This window comes from Nannocystis punicea (assembly GCF_026965555.1).
GTDB classification, from domain to species: Bacteria; Myxococcota_A; Polyangia; order Nannocystales; family Nannocystaceae; genus Nannocystis; species Nannocystis punicea.
In genome coordinates, this window is the sequence record NZ_CP114040.1 from 2,003,690 (window position 1) to 2,025,552 (window position 21,863).

Genomic DNA, 21,863 nt, shown 5'->3' on the forward strand with positions numbered 1-21,863 from the left:
GTCACTCGGCCGCGGCCGCCGGCCCGGTCCGGGCCGCGCGCTGGGCGGCGAGCCTGCGGCGGTAGAGGCTGTACCACAGCACGATCGCGCGGTCCGAGGGGACGAAGCGGCAGGCGTGCAGCGGCAGGCCGGAGCGGGCGGCGGCGCGCTGCTGGGCCAGGTCGTCGGGCTGGACCAGGCGCTGCTCGGTCCACACGGCCAGGCGCGCGAGCAGACCGCCGATCACCGGGATGTCGAGCGCGTAGCGGAACACCAGGGCGGTGCGGGTCTCGTCGATCGGGGCCATCGCCACCAGCAGTCGGCCGCCGCGGAACTCGCCGAAGATCAGCGCGGGGAAGCTGCAGTTCAAGGTGATGCTGAAGCCGCCGCGGCCGTCCCACGGGCGATCGTCGTCGCGCCGGAGGGTGCCGCTGCTGACCACGACGTCGCCGTCGAGGCGCGCCTCGTACGGGTCGAGGCGGTGGCCGAGGCCGGGCGTGACGCGGCGGTGGGCGAAGGGGGTGTGGTGAATGTCGAGGTTGCTCTCGACCGCGAGCGGGAGGGCGACGTCCCACTCGAGCTCGCCGCCGGCGACGCGCCAGGCCTCGTCGGAGGGCATGCCGGGCGGCCAGAACGGCTCGGGGTAGGCGTCGCGCGGGGCGCCCCACCACAGCCACACCAGGCCGTGGGCCTCGCGGACGGGGTAGGTGCGGGCGGCGAGCTCGTCGGCGATCCGGAAGCGCGGGCCCTCGCACGGGACGGCGAGGCAGCGGCCGTCGGGGGCGAAGCGGAAGCCGTGGTAGGGGCACTGCAGGGCGCCGTCGACGACGCGGCCGGCGGTCAGGTCGGCGCCGCGGTGCGGGCAGGTGGCGTCGACCGCGGCGATCTTGCCGTCGGCGCCGCGGAACAGCGCGAGCGCGCGGCCGAACCGGCGCAGCGCGAGCGGTCGGCGCCGCGGGACCGCGCGGGCGCGGGCGATCGCGTACCACGCGTCCTCGACGTACTCGGCGGCGTCGCGGCGGATCTGGTGGAGGGGTTCGTGTCGCATCGTCGGCTCCTCGCGGGCCGGTTATCCTGTGCGTGGCCCGGCCCGCTCAGGGTGGCGCGACGGGCCGCAGGTCGCATTCATGCCTCGCGCCAGATCGACTGACCCAGCGCGCCATCCGGCGACCGAGCCGAGCATGAACTCGCACCTGCCGGCGCGGCTGTTCGAGTTCGCGGCGGGGCTCGGGCTGTCGCGCGAGCAGCTGCTGGCGCGCTCCGGCCTGAGCGCGGCGGCGCTCGCCGATCCCGAGGCACGCGTGCCGCTGCTCGGGGTGTACGCGCTGATCGAGGCGGTGTGCGAGCGGCTCGGCGACGCGGCCAGCCTGCGCTTCGTCCTCGCCTTCGACGCCGGCGACCTCGACGCGCTCGGCTTCCTGCTCCAGACCTGCCCCGACCTCGGCGCGGCGCTGGACCGCTTCGTCGCGTTCCAGGCGCTGTACACCGAGGGCGAGCGCTTCGAGGCGGTGCGCGTCGGCGACGACTGCGTGGCGCTGCGCTACACGCCGTTCGGGCCGCCCCGGCGCGCGCACGCGTGGATGGCCGAGATCACCTTCCTCGACTTCGTGGTCAACGGGCCGCGCTGGCTCGGCCGCGACCTCGAGGTGCGGGCGGTGAGGCTGCGGCGCGGGCCGACCGACGACCCCGAGCTGCGGCGGGCGCTCGGGCCGGTCGAGTTCGGGGCGCTGTGCGACGAGCTGGTGCTGCCGGCGGCCGAGCTGACGCTGCGCATGCCGGGCGCGGACCCGGCGATGCACGCGTTCTTCGACCGGTTCGTGCGCGGGCAGATGGCGCGCCTGCCCGCCGACGGGTCGCTGCGGGCGCGCGTGCGGCTGCAGGTGGCGCAGCGGCTGCACCGCGGGGCGCCGACGCTGGTCGAGCTGGCCGACACGCTCGGGCTGGCGCCGCGCACCCTGCAGCGGAAGCTGCAGGCCGAGGGCGAGACGCTGGCCGGGCTGGTCGACGCGGTCCGGCGCGAGCGAGCCGCGGAGCTGCTGGCGGGCCCGCAGGCGCTCTCCGAGGTGTCGTATCTGCTCGGCTTCTCGGCCCCGAGCGCGTTCTTCCGGGCGTTCCGCCGCTGGACCGGCGAGACGCCCGAGGCCTACCGCGCCCGCGTGCGGGGGTGAGGCTGTCCCTCGGGGCAGGTTGGCCCGCAGTCCGCGAACGGATGCAGCCTCGATCGGCGAGGTCGACCAGCCCGTCGCGGACGGGCCACGGACGGCGAGCTCGGCGAGCCTCCACGTCCCAGGTCGCGAGCGGGCGATGCAGACGTGAGGCTGACCTTTACGACGGGCGAGGCAGGCCGGGACAGTGTTATGTCCTTCAGGGCATGTTCCTTGAAACATCCGCCTGGTGGCCCGCCCGGGGTGGCGCGGCGGCGTGAATTTTGTTAGTCGGTGCGCATGGTCGTCCGCGCGCTCGTCGGTTCGGCAACTCTCTCCGTCCTGTTGATGATCGGCGCCGGCCCCGGGTGCGGAAAGGGGGCGCCGACCGGCGATGCGGGGCCGGCCGCTGCGCGCCCGAGCTCTGCGCCGGTGCAGCTGCCTGCGGCCCCGGCGGCGGTGACGTGGCCCGCGGGGCCGCAGCCGCAGTGGACGCTGACGTTGCCCGACGAGCCGTCGCGCTTGACGGTGGCGCAAGACGGCACGGTGCTGGCGCTCATCGACGGTGAATTGGTGGCCGCGCGGGCCGGGGCGATCGCCTGGCGCTTCGGCCAGGAATTGCGGAACGTGCTGGCGGTGAGCGGCGAGACCGTGGTGGTGGCGCGGCGCGATCCGCCGGCGCGTCACGATCGCCTGGTGATGCTCGCCGTGGCCGACGGGAGCGAGCTGGGCGCGGCCGTCCTGCCGCCTGACGGCGAGGAGGACGAGTTCTCCGACTGGATCCACGCGGCGATCCTCGCGCCCACGCCGGAGGGCGTGCTGGTCGGCGACACCGTGGCGCGGTGGTTCGACCTGAAGCCCGGGCGCTGCGACAAGAACCGCTGCCTGCGCGCGGCCGGGCGGCTGCCCGAGGAGACGCTCGACAGCGACGCTCGCCTGTCCTTCGGGCCAGGTGGTCGGCGGATCTTGCGCGAGTGGCCGGCGGTGCGGGTGTTCGACGCCGAGTGGCGCACTCTGGTGGCGGTGCGGGGGCACCAATCGATCGGGGAGGCGGTGCTCGGGCCGGAGGGGCTCGCGTTGGTGATCGACGACGACGTGGTGCTGCTGGCGGTCGAGGCCTGCGGCAGCGAGGTCCTCGCGCCCTCGGGCTGGCCGTACCCGAATCGACTGTACGCGCGCGAGACCGACGAATGCAGCGAGTGCGCCGCGCCGCCGCCCGGCTGCCAGCGCTGGCGGTCGTATCAGGAGGACGCGCACAGCGACGCGCTGGCGCTGCTGGACGGCGGCGGGGTGGTGGTGCACATCGACGGCGAGACGCGGGCCGTCCGCGACGGCAAGCCGGCGTGGTCGACCGTCACCGGCGGCGGCGGCAACGTGCTGCGGATCGGCGAGCGGCTCTACGGCTTCAGCACGGGCATCGAGGAGGACGACCCGCCTGCAGTGTACGCGCTCGACCTCGAGGGCCGGCCGCAGTGGCGCACGCCGCTGACGATGAAAGGACCGAGCCTCATCTACAGCACCGACGACGTGGTGCTCGCCGCCGCCGGTAGCTCGCTGGTCGCAGGCTTCAAGGCGAACATCGCCGCGTTCGCCCTGCAGTGAGTCGCTCGCGCGTGGTGCGATGATTCACGGCTGGACGCTGGCCCACGCCGGGTCGTCGGCGACCATCTGGGCCAGCCACGCCTGCAGATCGACGCCGGCGCTGACGACCGGCAGCGGGGCGGTCAGCAGCACGTGGCCGACGGCGTCGAGCAGGAAGTAGCGGGCGTTCGCGTAGGGGGCGACGTGGTCTTGCACGATCTCCGCGATCGCCTGCGGGAACTGCTCGAGCGTGAAGCCGAAGTAGATCGGCACGATCCAGTCGCGGGTGTAGGAGAGCAGGGCCCAGCGCTGGGTCGTGTGGTGCTCGCCGTAATAGTCGTAGATCGCGCCGAAGGTCTCGAGGCATTCGGGGCAGTCGGGCGGCAGCGAGGACGCGAGGTTCCACTGGGCGCGCCAGATGTCCGACAGCTCCTCGGCGAGGTACGGCGGATCGAGCGGGGGCCCGGAGTCGTCGACGAGGTCGACGCGCACGTCGCCGAAGGCCTGCTGCACGCGCCACCAGTTGAAGGTCGAGCCGTAGCCGCCGGCGCTGGCGCCGACGAGGTAGGCGCGGCCCGCGTCGGCGAAGGTCGGGACGATCCGCGCGAGGTAGGCGACCAGGTTGGCGCCGCCGACGTGCATCGTGGTGTGCTCGCCGTAGGTGACGACGTTGTCGCCGCCGTGCATGTCGCCGGTGCAGTACGGGACGTAGACGAAGCTCATGTCGCGGAACGGGTTGTTCGGGTCGTCGCGGTCGAAGATCTGCGCGGTCGCGACCTTGGGCAGGTGCGGGTCGAAGTCGGCGGCGAACTCGGCCTCGCCGTAGCCGTCGGCGACGTGGACGCTGGCGTTCATGGTGTAGCAGGTGGCCTCGTCCCAGCAGGCGCCGCCGCCCTCGAGGTAGACGACCACGCGATCGCTGCGGGTGGTGAGGTTGACGGCGATGCCGGTGGTCTCGCCGTTGGCACAATGAGCGTCGGCGAACGGGACCCACGTCCAGGTCTCGGCCGGCGCCTCGATCGCGTCACCGGTCGGGTCGCCGTCGGTGGGCTCGGGGGTGCTCGTCGTGGTCGGCGCCGTGTCGCCCGCGTCGGTGGTCGCGGCGCCGCTGCTGCTCGCGTCGGTGGTCGCGTCGCCGCTGCTGCTCGCGTCGGTCTCGGAGGACTGCGGGTCTCCGCCGTCGTCGCCGCAGCCGGGCGCGGTCAAGGCGACGAGGGCGGCGAACGACGCGATATGGGCTCGAATCATGGGCATGCCTCGACCGTACTCGACGCGGCGCCGGTGCGCCTGCGAGGGGCTCCCAGCGCCGATTCCGGGGAGAACCGAAGGTGTGGAGATTCGCGACAGTGGCAGATCGCCACAGGCGAATCATGGGATGTTTTTTGGGACATGTCCGAAGGCGCGCTCGCCCGCTCGCCGCGGCGCCGGGGGTGCGGGCGCGGCGAGCGTCGCGGGTGTGCGGGTGCGGGCGCGACGGGCGCGCGGATGTCTCGAAGGACAGGGAGCGAGCGCCGTGAGGTTTAATAGGGCCCGAAGGACATGTCGGGGCGGCGCGCCGTGGCGCGCGCGGAGTCGACGGCGGGCGCATGTCTCCAGAGACAGGGAGGCCGCGTCACGGACTCGCCGGCGCGGGCGCGAGGGTCGTTCGCATGTCTACGAGGACAGGCACGAGCGCACGCCGTTCGTCGCACATCGGGCGGCTGCGCCGCGGGACGAGTTCGACCGAGGTCGTTCACATGTCCTTGGAGACATGTACGAACACGCGCTCCGACCGGGCGCGGGCTGCTGGCCCCCGGTCGGAGCGCGTGGTTGGGGTGGGGAAGATCGGTCGGCGACGCGAGCGGGAGATCGTTCCGCGGGCGAGCACCTGGAGCTCGGCCCGTGTGGTGCGAGGATCGACCTTGCGTCGCGGGCGAGCGGGAGACCTCGGGGTCCGCGCCGCGCCGCCGACCGCCGTGTCACATCAAGTGACGGCGCGAGAACTCGGCGCGCAGCTTGGCGAGCGCGCCCTCCTGGAGCTGACGGATTCGCTCACGCGACAGCGAGTAGCCGGCGCCGATCTCCTTGAGCGTCATCTCTTCCTCGCCGTCGAGGCCGACGCGCTTGCGCAGGATGTCGGCCTCGAGCGGGGAGAGCTGGGCGAAGACTTCTTGCAGCTGCGAGTGGAGCAGCTCGCGGTCGAGCACGTCCGACGGGGCGACGTAGTCGGGGTCGGAGACGGTGTCGACGAGGCTGGCCTCGCCGTCGCGCGAGGCGGGCAGGGCGAGGCTCAGCGGGGCCTCGATCAGCGACCAACCCATGCGGGCGATCCGCTCGACGCTGACGCCGCTGACGGCCGAGAGCTCCTGGTCGGTGGGCTCGCGGCCCTCGCGGGCCTCGAACTCGCGGCGGGCCTTGGTGACCTTGTTGCACGCGTCGATCATGTGGACCGGCAGGCGGACGCTGCGGGCCTTGTCGGCGATCGAGCGGCTGATGGCGTGGCGGATCCACCACGAGCCGTAGGTCGAGAAGCGGCAGCCGCGGGCGGGGTCGAAGCGGTCGACGGCCTTCATCAGGCCGAGGTTGCCCTCCTGGATGAGGTCCTGCAGCGGCACGCTGCCGCGGTGGAAGCGGCGCGCGAGGGCGACGACGAGGCGCAGGTTGGCGCGCACGAACGCGTTCTTGGCGGCCATCAGCGCGGCGTGTTGCTTGCGCACGTCGGCGGCGTAGCGGGCGAACGGGACGCTGCCGCGGCGCGGCGGGTTGACCGCGAGCGAGATGTCGGCCTTGCGATCGCCCTCGAGGCTGTTGAGGTCGGCGAGGATCGCGTCGGCCAGCTCGCTGTCGACGTCGGCGGACAGCATCGCCGTGGCGACGTCGTTGCGCGCGGCGTGGAAGGCGTCATGATGGCAGCGCAGGTCGCGGTCGCGGAGGATCCGCGAGGTCCGCTCGAGCCCGTCGATGGCGGCGTCCGGGCACACCTCGGCGGTGAGGCGCTGGCGCACGAGGGCGCAGATCGGGGCGACGAACGGGGGATAGTTCAAGATCGCGACCCACAGGCCCTTGCGCAGCTCGGCGATCTTGAGGGCCGCGGCGGTCTCCTCGTCCTTGCTCATGACGTGGACGTCGGAGAGGTCGCGGAAATAGGCGGTCAGGGGTCGGTGTGCGGACTCGTGGGCCGGGGCGCTGGAGGGGTCGGTGGTGTCGCGCAGCATGGTGGTCTCCTTTTCAGTGCCGGAGCAGGATCCGCGTGAGGGGGCCGGGGACCGTAAGGAGTGTCCGTCCGCGGCTCGTAGGGTCAGGCGAGAGGTCGGTGGTAGCGGGTCTGCGGATCCTGCCCGGCTCCGGGCGCCGAACGGCGGGCCCAGGCGATCGGGCAAGTGCAATGAATCCAGGCGAAGGTCGAGGTCGATAAGCTCAAGTCAAGGATCGCCCGGCCTCACTTGTCGGCCGTCTTGAGGTTGGTGCGCATGTCGAGGGCGAGGTTGTAGTGGCTCTCGACGATCTTGCGCACCTCTTCGAGCTCGTCGCGCAGCTCGTCGGTCTGCGCGAAGGGGATGAGCTTGTTGTCGAGCGCGGACAGCCAGGTGGCGTGCACGTCGATCTGAATGTCGATGTAGGCCTTGTCGAGCTGATCGCCCTTGTCGATCTTGCCCATGGTGTCGAGCTTCTGCCGCGAATCCTGCTCGATGTCGCTGGCGAGCCGGCTGCTGGTGGCGCGGAGGTCGAGGGCGTCGCGGACCATCTTTTCGCGCTCGCGCACGAACTCGTGGTCGTTGATCATCATGGCCGCGAACTCCTTGACCTTCTGCGTCTTGGCCCACTTCTTCATGTACTCGCCGTGGGCGACGGCTTCGTCGTTGATCACGTCGAGGACGCCGAAGATCTCGTCGTCGGCGGTGTTTCGCTCGGACGGCGCCGTCGCGGCCGGCGAAGGTTCCACGACCGGCTCCGGCGCACTGGTGTCCGGAGACGTGCGAGAGCAGGCCGCGGCGAACACGAAGGTGAGCATGTAGAGAGTCTTGTTGCGGGGCTGCATGCACCTTGGCTGATCCAGGCCCGCAAGGCCGGCAACGAAAAAATCGTCAGACGGTCGAAGTCGCACACCCCCCGGAATGTCGAGGAGTTTTGGAGAGCAGAGGGAAAACAGCGTTTGAATGGCTTCTGGGGCAACTTGGGGGCGTCAGGCCTGAGCGAATCCGCACGCATTTTTCTGCTGGACAGCTGTCCGAGTTGGCGCGTGTTCTGCGCAAAATGATGAGACTGCGCACAGACCGCGAAACACGGCGTAAAGGTGCCTTGCTGCAGAACGACGTTTTTTTCTCGCACCGAGCGCCCCGTGGCGCTCGTGATGAGTGGAGAACATTGCTCGGTGCCCACGGCTCAGCCCGTCAGCAGGACCGTGTACGCCCCGCCAGGGCCCGGGCGCGGCCCCAGAACGGCTGAGGCCGCGACTTCGGCCTGGCGCAAGTATTAATAACAGTCGGCGATCGCGGGATCCGGTGCCTTCAGTCGAGGAGGAAGCGGCGGACCCACATGCGACCGTGGGTCTCCTCCACGAAGCCATCGACGACGTGGCCGGCGACGACCAGGAAATCGGGGCCGAAGGCGGCGGCGTAGGCGAGGTCGTGGAGGTCGGGGTTCGGGCTGGCGAACACGGAGGTCCATTGCAGGACGCCGCTGCCGTCGTAGAGCCGGACGACGCTGCTGTGATTGTCGGTCTCGTCGAAGCCGGTGAGGACGATCCGCTCGTCGGTGCCGACGGCGACGTTGGTGATGGTGACGGGGCCGGTGTCGACGACGCTCCAGAGCTGGCCGAGGTCGGGCCCGCGCCGTTGCAAGCCTCCGGCGTCGGCGCCGAACCTGGCGAGCAGGAGGTCGTCGGCGCCGATCGAGGCGGCCCGGGCTTCCGAGGCAGGGACGCCGCCCTGCTCGGTCGAGAGCCACGCGCCCGTCCTGTCGACGACGGCCAGCAGCGAGCGATCCTCGGACTCGGCCTCGGCGCGGCCGACGACCACCAGTCGATCGCCGAAGAGGACGAGCTCCTCGCCCAGGTTCAGCCCATCGTGGGGGACCTGCGCCTCCCACAGCGGTGCGCCGGTGTCGAGGCGGTGCTTGCGGGCGACGGCCCGCATGTTGGGTAGCGCGTCGAAATGCCCGTTGGCGCCGGAATAGAGGGCGTCGTCCGCGGTCACGATTCCGAAGAACTTATCGGTCGGCGCCAGCTCGAAGGTCCACAGCTCGGTGACGTCCTGCGAATAACAGTGGAGCACGCCCGCGCGAGAGCCGAAGAAGATCCGCCCGTCCGGGTGGAGATGGACCTCTCCCATGTCCTCGACCGGCTCGCGCCACTGCTCCACGCCGTCCGGCGAGAGCCCGAGCAAGAAGTCCTGGTCGCCGGCCCGGACGTTGAGGACGATCTGGCCCAGGCTGCCCACCGCGAGGTCGTAGACCGTCTCGACGTCCTCCGGCTCGACGGTCCACTCGACCTGGCCGCTGCGTCCGCACGCGTCGTCGCAGCCGTCGTTGGGCTCGTCGTTGCCGTCGTCGCACGCCTCGCCGGGGTCCTGCTGGCCGTCACCACATGCCCCGGGGCCGGCGGTGGTGGTCGGCAGATCGCCGGTGGACTCCGGTGAATCGCTGGTGGCCGGCGACGAGGTGGTGGCGTCGTCGGTGTCCTGGGGCGTGTCGCCGACGATGATCGAGGGAGTGCAGGCGGTGAGGACGAGGACGGGGAGCGCGGATCGGCGTGGGGAGCGAAGCAATGGACTACCTCCAAAGCGAGTGGTCCCCGGCCGGGACCGTTTCCGTCACGCGCGGCAGCGAGAGGCCTGTCTTGAACATCACCCGCTCTTGAAGGTCGAGGCGCGTCAATCGAGGGTGAAGCGGCGGATCCACAGGCGCCCGTGGGTGGCGTCGTCGACCTCGTCGAGGACGTGGCCGGCGACGACCAGGAAATCGGGGCCGAAGGCGGCGGTGACGGCCTGATCGCCGAGCTCGGGGCTCGGGCTGGCGAACACGGAGGCCCACTGCAGGCCGCCGTCGCCGTCGTAGAGGCGGACCACGCTGCTGATATTGTCGGCCGCGTCGTAGCCGGTGACGACGATCCGCTGGCCGGCGTCGGCGGCGACGTAGAGGGTGGTGAAGGTGCCGATGCCGCCGACGCTCCAGAGCTGGCCGAGGTCGGGCCCGCGGCGTTGAAGCAGGAGATCGGGGTCGGAGCCGAAGCCGGAGAGCACGAGGTCGCCGGCGCCGATCGAGGCGGCCTGGGCCGTCAGCTGGGCGTTGTGGCCGGCGAGCTCGGTCGAGACCCAGTGGCCTTCGCCGTCGACGACGCCCAGCATGGCCTGAGGATCGGCGGTGTCGAGGACGAGCGCGCGGCCGATGACGACCGCACGATCGCCGACGACGGCGAGATCCTCGCCGACGCTGTGCACCCCGGCGTCGACCTCCCACAGCGCGGCGCCGGTGTCGAGACGGTGCTTGCGGACGACGATCCGCTGGCTGGGCTCGTCGTCGAAGGTCCCGTCGTCGGCGGCGAAGAGGACGTCGCCGGCGGCCGCGAGCCCGAACACGCGGGCGTGAGCGGGCTGCTCGAAGGTCCACAGCTTCAGCCCGTCGGGCGAGAAGCAGTGGATCGTGCCGAAGCCGGTGCCGAGGACGATCCGCCCGTCGGCGTGGACGTAGAGCCTGCCGGGGTTGTCGACCGGCTGCCGCCACTGCTCGACGCCTTCGGGCGAGAGGGCGAGCAGGAAGGCCTGGTCGAAGGACGAGCCGCTGAGGACGATCTGGCCCTGCTCGCTGACTGCGATGTCGCTGACGGCCTCGGCGTCGTCGGGCTCGAGGGTCCACTCGACCCGGCCGCTGCGCCCGCAGGCGTTGTCACAGCCGTCGTTGGGCTCGTCGTTGCCGTCGTCGCAGGCCTCGCCGGGGCCCTGCTGACCGTCTCCGCATGATTCCGTCGAGACGGTGGTGGTCGGGACATCGCCCGTGGTGGGAGGATTGCCGGCGCTCGTATCGGGCGCCGATGTGGTGAGCCCGGTGGTGGCGTCGTCGGTGTCCTGGGGCGCGTCGCCGATGACGATGGAAGGGATACAACCGGCGAGGACGAGGGCGGTCAGGGCGGAGACGCGGATGGGACGAGACATGGGGACTACCTCCGGGGGGAGTGGTCCCCTGCCGGGGCGAGTTCCGTCATGGCGGGCGAAAGAAGGTGGTGGGCGGGCGGCGGGAGCGGAGGGGCGGAAGTGGGCGCGGCCGCGGAGCCGAGTCGAGCGATGGCGACGGTCGGAGTGAGGGTCGCTTTTCTCGACCGCTGAACGGGCGAGGTGGAGGAGGTCGAGAGCACTTCACAATGGTAGCAGCGCTCGCGGGGCGATCCAGGGATATGTTCATTGGGTCAGAGGACCGGCGAATGCCCAATCATGCTTGGTGGTAGTGAACGCGGGTTGGGCCCAAAGCGCACGTCGACGATCGAGGCAATTGTTCGCCGAGTGCTTGCCGGCGCGCGTTTCGACGGTCACAACGTCGCCATGCGGAATGCGACGAGCAGGTCTCTGCCGATTCGATCGATCCTGTCGGAGGTTCCGAGCGAGGGGGCGGTGCAGGCGTGGGTCCGCAGGTCGTCGAGCCGAGCGGGCTCCGCTTCGCTCAAATTAATGACCCGATGGACATGTTCAAAAGAACATGTACGCCAGCCCGCCCGCGCGGTGCAGGCCCGCGCAGGCGGGCGGCCGGAGAGGCGAATGCGGGGCTCACGGCGAGCCGCTGCGCTGGCGGAGGCCGCGGATGAGCCAGCCGCCCTTGGCGCGGCTGTCGAGGTCGCGCATGACGGCGGCGGCGCGGGCGTGGCTGATGCGGAGGCTGACCAAGTCGCGCATGACCTGGCGGGCGATGTAGTAGCGGCGGGCGCCGTCGAGGAATTCGACGCAGCTCTCGAGCCAGCCGAGCCACTTGTCGTGACGGCCGCCGCGGGCGGGGCCGGCGGACAGGTCGGCGACGCGGGTCTGGTGGAGGGCGCGGGCGCGGGCGGCGGCGAAGCTCTGCAGCTCGGCCTCGCCGTCGTAGGCGATCCGCAGCTCGAGCTGGGCGGCGACCAGGCCGGCGTCGATGAGGCCGGGGTCGGCGGGCTGGGCGAGCCGCTGCAGGGCCTGGCGGCGGACCTCGGGCTCGGGGCTGGCGAGGGCGGCGAGGTTCTGCTGGGCGGTGTCGAGGGCGGTCCAGCGGTAGACGAAGTCGAGGCCGGTGCCCTTGATGTTCTGGGTGCCCATGAGGATCGCGCGCACGCCGGGGGGGACGGCCAGGGCGCAGCGGAGGATGACCTGGTCGCCGGTGGTCAGCGGGTCGACGACGACGTCGATGAGGTCCATGAACAGGAGGCGATAGGCGTCGCGCACGGCGGTGTGGACCAGGCCGAGCGGCATGGCGGCGGCCCCGGCGTCGAAGGCCGCCTCGATGCGGGCCTTGAGGCGGGCGCACACGGCCGTGCGGGCGAGCTGGCGCAGGAAGTGGTCGGCGACCTCCTGCGGACTGGCCAGGCGCACGCACTCGGGCGGGTCGCTGTCCTCGAGGACATCCGCCGACTCGATCAGGCCGACCAGCCACGGGCTGAGCTCGTTGCGGACGATCGCCAGGACCTCCTCGAGGTTGATGCTGGCGCGCGCGTCCTCGGCCAGGTACGGCGCGCAGCGGCGGGCGATCTCGTCGCGCACGCCGGCCAGCGAGCGGCCGGCGCCGTGGCCGTAGATCACCAGCTGGCCGGGCAGGGCGTCGGGCGCGACCGGGCGCACGCGGGCGAGCAGGCGGCCGAGGCGCTGGTGGGCGCGCGCGCGGCCGGCTGGCCCATCGGACAGGTCGTCGCGCGACACGAGCTCCTGGGCGGCGAGGAAGCCGTCGAGGGCCTCGCGGATGTAGCCGACCAGGCCCTGGGTGTTGGTGCCGATCAGGAGGTGGCGGTCGGCGGCGACGTCCTCGACCAGCAGGCGGGCGAACACCTGCGAGCGGGCGACCCGGTCCTCGCGGTTGTTGACGACCGTGATGACGTAGCGGTCGGGCTCCTTCTCGAGGTCGAGGCGGTCGCAGCCGGTGCGGCGCCAGTTGGACAGGAAGCCGGCGCGCTCGTTGGCGGAGCAGCCGTTGATGAACTCGAGCGTGCGACCGGCGACGCGGGCGGGGCCGTAGCGCTTGAGCACGCCGAGGTCGGGGACGACGTGCTCGGCCATGGTGGCGATCGCCAGGGTGCGGTCGAGGCCGAGGTGTTCGGCGAGGCGGGCGACCAGGGCGACGTTGCGCGGGTGTTCATCGTACGGGATGAGCGCGAGCAGGTCGCCCGGCAGGAGGTCGCCGGCGAACTCGTCGACGGCGTCGAGGTCGCTGCCGCGGCGGCCGGCGGCCTGGCGCAGGACCGGCAGGAAGTTGATCTCGCTGGTGACGGTGCGCGCGCCGGTCGGCACGAAGCGGGAGATGACCTCGGCCACGTCCATGCCGGCCGGGCCCTGGATGTCCTCGTGGTCGGGGTAGCAGTTGGTGATCGTCGCCGCGTCGTCGCGCATCCAGTGGTGCTGCAAGATCTCCACGTAGGCCGGGTTGAGCGCCATGCACTCCCACAGGAACACGTCGCTGCCTGTCCTCGCGGCCAGGTTGAGGAGCGTGCGCTGCTCCCAGATCGTCGCCTTGCCGTAGGGGCGGAAGGTGTAGATCTCCATCGCCTGGCCGCGCGGCTGGGCGTGGATGAACATGGCCTCGCAGCCGGTGGTCTTGGCGAACACGCGGTAACCGAGGCCGTGGAACAGGCCGGCCTTGAGCCGCTCGGTGCCCGACTTGCCGCGGGTGCCCCAGCCGCCGATGACGAGCGGGATGGCGGCGCGGTCGCGGGCGATCGCGCGGGTGCGCAGGTAGGTGCCGACGAACAGCAGGGCGGCGAGGGCGGCGAGGAAGTAGGCGAGCGCGGTCTGGCTGCTGCCGCTCAGGGTGAAGATGTCCGCGAGGACAGGTTCGTGGAGGTCGGGGACCTCGAGCGGGACGCCGACGAGGAGCGCGCCGAGGCCGGTCATCGCCGAGGCCGCGGCCGGCTGCGGGGCCGAGACGGCGCGCGCGACCTCGGCGGTGATCCGCACCGACTGGGTCACGGGGATGTCGACGCTGGTGTAGACGGGCTCGCCGCGGGCCTCGCTGGCGCCGAACAGCTGCAGCAGCTGGGACGGGGCGGTGCGGGCGAGCGAGGCGCAGGGGGCCGGGTGGGGCACGAAGTAGAGCTCGACGCCGTACTGCTCGCGGAGGACGCGGGCGTAGGCGGCGCGGGCGGCCGGCTCCTGGGCGTCGAGGGCCTGCCGGCGCAGCTCGGCGAGCTGGCCGTAGCGGACGCTGAGGCGCAGGTGGGCGGCGATCCGCCGCAGCAGCGGGATGTGCCAGCGCAGCTCGGTGGTGCCCTGGCTGCTGACGACGCGGACGACCCGCGGGCGCAGCACCGGCAGGCCGAGGATGTCGTCGACGAGCGGGAGGTGGCGGCCCCAGCCGCCCTCGCGCTCGCTGTGGACGCGCTCGCCGGGGACCTCGGTGGCGACGACCTCGTGGAGACGGCCGGAGTGGGCCCGGAGGTCGCCGCGGAGGACGCGGCCGCGGATGTGCGAGAAACCCTGGCGTTTGTTGGGGCCGGGGTGGCGCAGCTCGTGCCAGGCGCGCCACAGGCGGACGCCCCAGCGGTCGCCGCGGCGCAGGAGGATGCTGTCCTTGCGGACATGTGCGTCGATGCCCCAGTCCTCGCGGGTGAGGGCGGCGAGGATCCGCCCGAGCCAGGCGGCGTCGCCGGGGGGCGGCAGGTCGGGCCGCCGCAGCGACACGCGGGCCGACTTGCCGGGCGGGGTGCGGGCCAGGGCCTCGGCGAACACGCCGGTCCAGACGCGCCGGGCCGGGTCGAGGGCGCTGTCGATCGCCTGCAGGGCGGCGGCGGCGGCCTCGTGCACGACCGGCGGGTGGTCGTCGCGGGTGGCGATCCGCGCCAGCACTGCGCTCAGCTGGACGAAGTTGCCGGAGTCGGCGTGCCATGTCCCTTCGGACATCTTGACGATCTCGGCGCAGGCGACCCGCAGGACCAGCGGAGAGCTCTCGTCGCCGAGGAGGGAGGCGAGCGCGGGGGCGTCGGTCGGGCCGCGCAGCAGGCCCCGGACGGCGGCGGCGCGGACCCGGGCGCTGCCGTCGCTGGCGAGGATGGTCAGCAAGGCGGCCCCGCGCGGGTCGACCGGGCGCACCTCGACCGCGGCGGCGCACAGCGAGATCCGGACGTGCTCGCTGGCGTCCTCGACGGCGTTGAACAGGATGTCGACGCAGCGGATCGGGTCGCGGCCGCGGGCGGCGCGGCGGGCCAGGAACTCGACCACGAGGGCGCGCACGAGGAAGTCGCGCGGGCCGCCGCGGGGGGAGATCAGGCGCGCCTCGGCCAGCTCGAGCGCCTCGGCGGTGGGGGCGTAGCCGCGGTGCTCGCGGCGGGCCCCGGCGCGCAGGCGCAGCTGCGGGATGGCGAAGCGCGAGCCCTCGGGGGCGTCGAGCGAGATGCGGTCGAGCAGGGCGAGCGCGGCGGCCTGGACCCACGGGTGCTCGGCGGAGTCGCCGGCGCGGCCGCGGGCGGCGGTGGCGAGGCGGAGGTCGAGGTCGAGGTCGAGCTCGTGGGCCTGACCGGCGTCGGCGAGGCGGTCGAGGACCGCCGACAGGGCCTCGAGGCAGGCGAGGCGGAGGGTGAAGCGCGGCAGCCAGGTGAGCTGGCTGATCAGACAGGGGAACACCTCGGCGCGCTCCTCGTAGGCGACCTCGGCCGGGGCGGCGCCGACCATGCGCACGGCGAGCTCGACCTGCTCCTCGAGCAAGGCCTGCTCGGCGGCCAGGCGCTCGCGCAGGGCGTCGTGGTCGAGCCAGCGGCCGAGGGCGCGCAGGTCGGCCTGGCGCTCGCGCCAGCCGCGGGCGTGGCGGCGGATCGCCGCGGCCAGCACCGCCTGCTGGGTGCTCGGGTCCTTGGCCGCGAGCGCGGCGGCCACCAGCTCGGCCTCGCGCGACTGCAGCAGCGCGTGCTCGCGGCGCAGCACGGTGATGCAGAGACATGTCCGCGGGACAATGTCCTTGAGGGCATGTTCGGCGACGAGGGCGCGGCGCGCGGGGGCGCGGCGCAGGCCGGCGAGCTCGAACAGGTCGGGCCGCAGCTCGGGCGGGACGTCGGCGCTGGCGGCCAGGCGCGCGGCCAGGGCGGAGGCCGCTCGGGCCCGCAGACGCGCGGTCAGAGGGTCGAGGGGGCGGAGGATGGCCTCGGTGATCGCGTCGATGATGGCGGTCATGGTGTCGGCTCCTGGCGCCACATGCGGTGCTCGCGGGCGGCGCGGAAGGGCATCTCGAGCGGTCCGAAGTCGCGCAGGCCACGACCGAGAGGCAGGTCGAGGCGTAGCCACACGTCGAGGCCGTTGCGCGCCGGGTAGAGGGAAGAGAGGTAGAGGTTGTTGCGCACGCCGAAGGCGATGCGGACGCCGTCGGTGACCCAGATGCCGACGCCGAGGCCGGCGAGGATCCGGCTGCGCAAGTAGGTCTTCTCGCGGTCCGGGTCCTTGAGCCGCAGAGAGGCCTCGTAGTCGAGGGCGAACTCGGGGACGACGCGGCCGTAGAGGGCGAGGGCCCCGGCGATGCCGGCGTGCATGCTGACCTGGTCGACGCTGCGGAAGTCGCTGTTCGGCATCATGTCGGCGCCGACGACCACGCGCGTGTCCTGCCAGGCGACCACCCGCAGGTCGAGGGTCGGCCGGAACACGAACGGATGATCCTCGACGTACCACTGGTACACGCGCGGGTGCAGCTCGCCGCGCGGGAAGGCGTTCCCGCTGTCGAGCGACTGGTAGCGGTAGGCGAGGTCGAGGCCGGGCAACAGCTGCAGGCGCGGGGTCAGCCAGGTCGGGCGGTCGATGCGGCCCTCGCCGCGCAGGCTCCACGGCTGGACCTGGTGCTCGGTCTGGACCAGGCCGGCGGCGCTGACCCACGCGCGCAGGCCGGCGCGCGGGAAGAAGGCCTGGAAGCTGAGGCGGCCGCCGGCGACCAGGGCGGTGTCCTCGCGCGGGCGCAGCTCGGGGTTGACCTCGATCCACAGGCGCCGCGCCAGCAGCTCGCGGGCCCAGCCGAGGCGGACGATGCCGGAGACCCGCGGCCGCAGGTCGTCGCTGTCCTCGAGGTCGTCGGTGCCGAGGTGGAGGTCGACGTAGGGGGTGCCGAACTTCTGGACGCGGCGGTCGGGGGGCGGCGCGGCAGGGGTCGGGTGCGGGACCGGGGCGGGCGGAGCTGCCTCTTGGGACAGGCGAGCCGGGCGCCGGCGAGGCGGCCGCGGCGGCGACGGCTGGGGCTCGGCGTCGAGGCGCTGGTGGACCCGCACCAGCGCCGGGCCGACGCCGGGGGCCAGGCGCATGCGCAGCGGGCCGGAGTCGGCGAGGGTCAGGACCTGCACCGGCGGGTGCACGGTGAGGTCGTCCTTGGTCTTCGGGGACAGGCCCGATGGGACATGTCCCGAGAGACTGCCGAGCGAGCGGGCCGGGCCGAACGGCTCGTCGCCACGGGCGATCGCCACGTCGATGTCGGAGGCGGGGCGGCCGTGGACCTCGACCTGGACGGTGGTGGGGCCGAGGACGATGAACTCGACCGGTCGCCGCGGGCGCGCGACGTGCCAGCGATCGGTGCGCGCGGTCTGGCGGGCCTCGGGGCGGCGCAGGCGGGCGAGGCAGAGGTGGGCGTGGCTGGCGTCGTCGAGCTCGAGGGTGACCGCGTCGCGGGCAGGCACCGCGAACTCGGCGAGGGTCACGGTCTCGGCGGGGACGGTCTGGGTGTGCAGCAGCTCCTCGCCCATCCAGAAGCGCACCGTGGGCGGGACGCCGCCGAGCTCGGGGCGGACCTCGCGGCACCACAGGTCGAAGCCGAGGGCGTCGTGGCCGCGGGCGAGGTCGATCAGCACGGGCACGCCGGGGCGCAGCATGAGCGCGCCCTTGGTCGGGAACGGGGCGGCGAGCAAGGCGGTGCGCGCGTCGGTGGTGGCGGTGGCGGTGGCGGGCTGCTTCGGCAGGTCGCGGTGCTCGCGGCTGCCTCGCTCCTCGCTGAGGATCAGGTGCGACCAGCGACTGCGCTCGCCGGCGATGTTGGTCAGGCGATCGAGGTAGGGGGTGCGGATCGCGGGGCGGACGCGGAGGGCCAGGCCGTAGGCGAGGCCGGCGCCCTCGGGGCTGGTGATCGGCTCGTCGAGCGCCGCGAGCGCGCTCTTGATGCCGGCCAGGCCGATCTGCCAGCGCTCGGTGGTGGCGTAGACGCGATGCCAGGCGCGGAAGGCCTCGGCCGGGCGGGCGGCGGCGTCGAGCAGGGCGGCCCGCAGCGCCAGCTCGGCGGGGTCGACGGGCGGGCGCGCGGGTGTCTTGAGGGACAGGGCCTTGGGGCCATGTCCGGCTGCCGCTGACTTTCTTGACGTGTCCTTCGAGTCAGGCGAGGCGGTGCGGGACTCGGGGGCTTTCGCCGCGGCCTCGGGGTCGGGTGAGCCGCGGTGGTGATCGGCGGGGGCGCGGGACTCGGGGGCTTTCGCCGCGGCCTTGGGGTCGGGCGAGCCGGGGGGCTGAGCGGGGGCGGAGGGGGTCTTTTGATGGAGGTCCGTCGGTCCGGGGTCGTCCTGGCCGAGGCGGAATGCTGTCCCCGAGGACATGGCGCTCTGAGCAGGTGCGCCGAGCACGGCGGCGGGGGCGGCGGGACCGCCCGCGGTCAGCTCGTCGAGGGCGGCCAGGCCAGCCGCCGGGCCCGCGGCGCGGGCGCGAGCGGCGGCGGGGGCGAGGCGCGCGAGGGCGAGGTCGTCGAGGCCGGCGGCCGCCAGCGCGGGGGCGACGAGGACGGGCACGTCGGTGGTGACGTCGATGTGGCTGGGGGCGCCGAGGGCCTCGATGCGCTGGCCGAGAGCGACCGCCCGCTCGCGCAGGGCCGGGGGCAGCGGGTGCGCGGCCACGCGGGTCCAGTCGGACAGGGCGTAGGGCCGCTGGTCGAGGTCGAGGAGCGCGCCGGCGCGGACGAGGAGCAGCTCGGGATCGCCGGGGCGCTCGAGCAGGCCGCGGCTGGCCCGGGCGAGCGCGTCGGCCGGGCTCTCGGGGGCGGGGCTGTCCTTGGGAGCAGGTCGAGCGGGCGGCCGGGTGAGGGCGGCCAGGGGGCCGGCGCCGGACGGCTGATCGCTGTCCTTTCGGGCAGGTCCATGCGAGCCGGCGAGAGGGGCGGCGGTCGCAGTCTGATGATCCTTCGCGCCTCCGACACCAGCGATGTGGGCGCCGGTCGGCGGGTGGCTGTCCTTTCGGGCATGTTCCCGGGGACCGTCGAGGGCGCTGCTCGTCGCGGTCTGGTGGTCCTTCTCGGCAGGGCCGCCGAGGTCGGCGACGGGAGCATCGGTGAGGCTGTCCTTTTGGGCAGCTGACTGGGGACCGACGAGGGCGCTGCGGGTCGCGGCCTGGTGCTCCTTCGCGGCGGAGCCTCCGATACCGGTGGCGGTAGTGCCGGCCGGCGTGCCAGCGAGAGAGCCGCGGGTCGCCAGCCGGTGCTCCTGCGCGGCGAGGCCTTCGGTGCCGGCGACGGCTGCGCCGGTCGGGGTGATGCTGTCTTTTGGGGCATGTCCAGGGAGATCGGCGCCGGCGTCCGACGGTGAAGTGTCCTTTGGGGCATGTCCTTCGGGGCTCGTTTGTGACATGTCCTTCTGGGCATGTCCTTTGGGGCCGGCGGCGAGCGCGGGGTCGCCGGGCAGGCTCTCGCGCATGCCCGGGGCGCGGACGGCGGCGGACACTGCGACGGTGGGGCCGCCGGCGGCGACGCGGACCTCGAGGGCGCGGGCGCGGAGGTCGAGGGGGAGGAGGACGCTGGTCGGGGGGCCGACGCGCGGGCTGTCGTCGAGGGGGACCGCGGTGGAGTCGACGGGGCGCAGCTCGACGCTGATGCTCCGGCGCAGGCCGGTGTCGGTCTTGACGATCAGGTCGACGCGGGTCGGGGCCTCGGCGTCGAGGGCGCGGATGTCGACGCGGGCGTGGGCCGGCTCGCCGGGGAGGAGGAAGCGGGCCGCGTGGTCGTCGTCGGCGGGCCACAGGCGGAGCAGGCGGGCGTCGGGGGCGCGCGGGGGCGTGGGCGTCAGCGACGACCACACCTCGCTGCCGCTCGGCCCGGCGACGGTCAGGGCGTGTGAGCCGGGCGGCAGCGCCAGCTCGAGCAGCTCGAGCGGGGCGAGCGGCAGGGTCCGCCAGCGCTCCTCGTCGACGGTCACGGTCAGGCCGGCGTCGGCCCGGGCGTACAGGCGCAGCAGGGCCGGGCGGGCCGGGGCCTCGGGCAGCGCGCGGGCCAGGACCGTTTGGACATGTCCGTTCGGACATGTCCAAAGCGACGCGCTGGTCGGCGCCCGCGCCGGGTCGTCGGGCAGGCGCTCGATCCACGTCAGCGGCGCCGGCCCGTCGTCGCCCGGCAGCAGCGCCGACCATCGCGTCGCCTGCCAGTGGTCGCGGTAGGCCGCGCGCAGCTCGGCGTCGTAGGGGTCGAGCCGGCGGGCCCGCTCGAACAGCGCCAGCATCGGGCTCGGCAGCGGCAGCGGCGGGCCGTCGAGCAGGCGGGCGGCGGCGGCCAGGGCCCTGGCGGGCGCCTCGCTCGGACGGGGGCCGAGCAGGCGGCGGGCGAGGCCGGCGTCGTCTGTCCCTTCGAGCAGGTCGATGCCGGCGGCCCGACCGCGCGCGGCGAGGTCGCGGTCCTTGACCGCGTCGGCGGTGCGGGCCAGCGACCAGGCGAGCTTGTGCCGGCGGGCCGGCGAGAGGTCGTCCTGCCGGGCCAGCAGCCAGTCGTGCGCGAGGGCCAGCGGGGGCGGGTTCGGCCGCTTGAGGGCGGGCAGCGGGCGGCCCTCGACCTGCGCGAACAGGGCGTCGACCAGGGGGGCCCGGGGCGAGCGCGAGCGGGCCAGGGCGCGCCGACCGATCCGCAGCAGATCGTCGGCGCCCTCGCGGCGCACCGCGGTGGCGAACCGCTCGAGGGTCTGGCCGACGCGGACCTGCAGGAGCGCGGCGTCGCCGTCGAGGTGCAGGTGGTAGGTGTGCTCGCCGGGGGCCAGCGGCACGGCGAGGTCGCGCTCGGGGCCGCCGACGCGGCACTCGACGGCGTCGGGCGGGCACGGCGTCTCGGGGGCCAGGCGCTCGCGGACCAGCCGGCGGCCGTCGGCGTGGACGGAGATGCTGGCCTTCGGGTCCTGTCCCAAGAGTCTGGCGGAGATCCACGCCACCCCGGGGCCGGTCATGCGCAGGTCCCAGGTGCGGTCGCCGGCGGTGCGCTGGAACGGGCGGCCGTCGAGGTCGACGGTGGCGGCGCCGGCCAGCGGGCGCGGGGCCGTCTCCAGCGCGAAGGCCGGGCGACCGGGCGGGCGCAGGGCGGTGATCCGCTGGACCGCGGCGGCGCCGCGCCAGGCCTTGACGGCTGCCTGAAGGGACATGTCCTTCGGGTCACTCGAGATCAGAGCCGCGGCGATGGCCGCGTCGGCCAGGAGCTCGCGGCGCAGGTCGGCGAAGGCCGGCAGGTCGGGCAGCGGCGGCGGCGGGCCGCCGCGCTCGATCCACTCGAGGGCCGCGCCGATCACGTGCTCCCAGATCAGCTCGCCGGTGCGGGCGGCGGGGGCCAGGGCGGTGATCCGCGTCGGCTCGGCGGCGCTGACCAGCCAGTCGCCGGCGCCGCCCGGGGGATGTTCCAAGAGCCATGTCCCCGGGGCCACCTCGAGCGCGGGCTCGAGGACCGCGGCGCGGCCGGCCTCGGCGGCGCCGGAGCGGCGCCAGAACTTCAGCGGCGCCGGCCGGCCCGCGCCGCGCACCGGCTCGGCGCGGACCTGCAGGACCGCGAGGGAGCCGAGTTTGATAATTGCGCCGGCTTCGGGGCCGACGACGACGCTGGTGGCGGTGGCCGCCTCGGGCGTCGGGGTCGCGGTCCACGGCGCGGCGCCGGTCAGCGCCACCGGCACGATCTCGACCGGGCGCCACTCGACGGCGGCGCGCACCGCCGGGTCGGCGAGGGGCGCGGCGGCGCGGCCCGGGCGGGCGCTGGCGCCGTGGGGGATCAGCGCGACGGCGGCGAGGAGCCACGAGGCGATGCGGAGAGGGGTGGACACGGTGGTGCTCCTGGAGGGAGGGGCCC

The 21,863-nt window shown here is 73.7% G+C and carries 10 protein-coding genes; 2 read left to right on the top strand and 8 right to left on the bottom strand.

The features are described from left to right. Position 1: 1 nt before the first annotated feature. Entirely contained in the window at positions 2-1,027 is a 1,026-nt protein-coding gene (locus O0S08_RS07815) for a Rieske 2Fe-2S domain-containing protein (RefSeq protein WP_269038398.1), read from the bottom strand. Between the two features lie 133 nt (positions 1,028-1,160). Here O0S08_RS07815 and O0S08_RS07820 point away from each other — a divergent pair, with 133 nt between their 5' ends. Both O0S08_RS07820 and O0S08_RS07825 read left to right on the top strand, forming a co-directional pair. Continuing rightward, a complete protein-coding gene (locus O0S08_RS07820; RefSeq protein WP_269038399.1) occupies positions 1,161-2,147 on the top strand; it encodes an AraC family transcriptional regulator in 987 nt (328 codons plus the stop codon). Between the two features lie 408 nt (positions 2,148-2,555). Beyond that, entirely contained in the window at positions 2,556-3,725 is a 1,170-nt protein-coding gene (locus tag O0S08_RS07825; protein ID WP_269038400.1) for a hypothetical protein, read from the top strand. A 24-nt stretch (positions 3,726-3,749) separates the two neighbouring features. On the opposite strand, the gene O0S08_RS07830 is transcribed toward O0S08_RS07825, so the two are convergent. The 7 genes from O0S08_RS07830 to O0S08_RS07860 all read right to left on the bottom strand — a co-directional run bounded on the left by O0S08_RS07830 (position 3,750) and on the right by O0S08_RS07860 (position 21,837). Next, a complete protein-coding gene (locus O0S08_RS07830) occupies positions 3,750-4,952 on the bottom strand; it encodes a pectin acetylesterase-family hydrolase (protein ID WP_269038401.1) in 1,203 nt (400 codons plus the stop codon). A gap of 710 nt (positions 4,953-5,662) precedes the next feature. Continuing rightward, a complete protein-coding gene (locus O0S08_RS07835) occupies positions 5,663-6,898 on the bottom strand; it encodes a sigma-70 family RNA polymerase sigma factor (protein ID WP_269038402.1) in 1,236 nt (411 codons plus the stop codon). 224 nt (positions 6,899-7,122) lie between these two features. Continuing rightward, a complete protein-coding gene (locus O0S08_RS07840) occupies positions 7,123-7,722 on the bottom strand; it encodes a DUF4142 domain-containing protein (RefSeq protein ID WP_269038403.1) in 600 nt (199 codons plus the stop codon). 469 nt (positions 7,723-8,191) lie between these two features. Then, positions 8,192-9,448 carry a hypothetical protein gene (locus O0S08_RS07845; protein ID WP_269038404.1) on the bottom strand — a complete coding sequence of 419 codons (1,257 nt, stop codon included), beginning with the start codon at positions 9,446-9,448 and terminating at the stop codon, positions 8,192-8,194. 105 nt (positions 9,449-9,553) lie between these two features. Further along, positions 9,554-10,831 (bottom strand): hypothetical protein, encoded by a 1,278-nt coding sequence (locus O0S08_RS07850; RefSeq protein WP_269038405.1) that lies wholly within the window; start codon positions 10,829-10,831, stop codon positions 9,554-9,556. 606 nt (positions 10,832-11,437) lie between these two features. Then, positions 11,438-16,003 (bottom strand): hypothetical protein, encoded by a 4,566-nt coding sequence (locus O0S08_RS07855; protein WP_269038406.1) that lies wholly within the window; start codon positions 16,001-16,003, stop codon positions 11,438-11,440. After that, positions 16,000-21,837 carry a hypothetical protein gene (locus O0S08_RS07860; RefSeq protein WP_269038407.1) on the bottom strand — a complete coding sequence of 1,946 codons (5,838 nt, stop codon included), beginning with the start codon at positions 21,835-21,837 and terminating at the stop codon, positions 16,000-16,002. The genes O0S08_RS07855 and O0S08_RS07860 overlap by 4 nt, the downstream gene beginning before the upstream one ends. Positions 21,838-21,863: the final 26 nt, after the last annotated feature.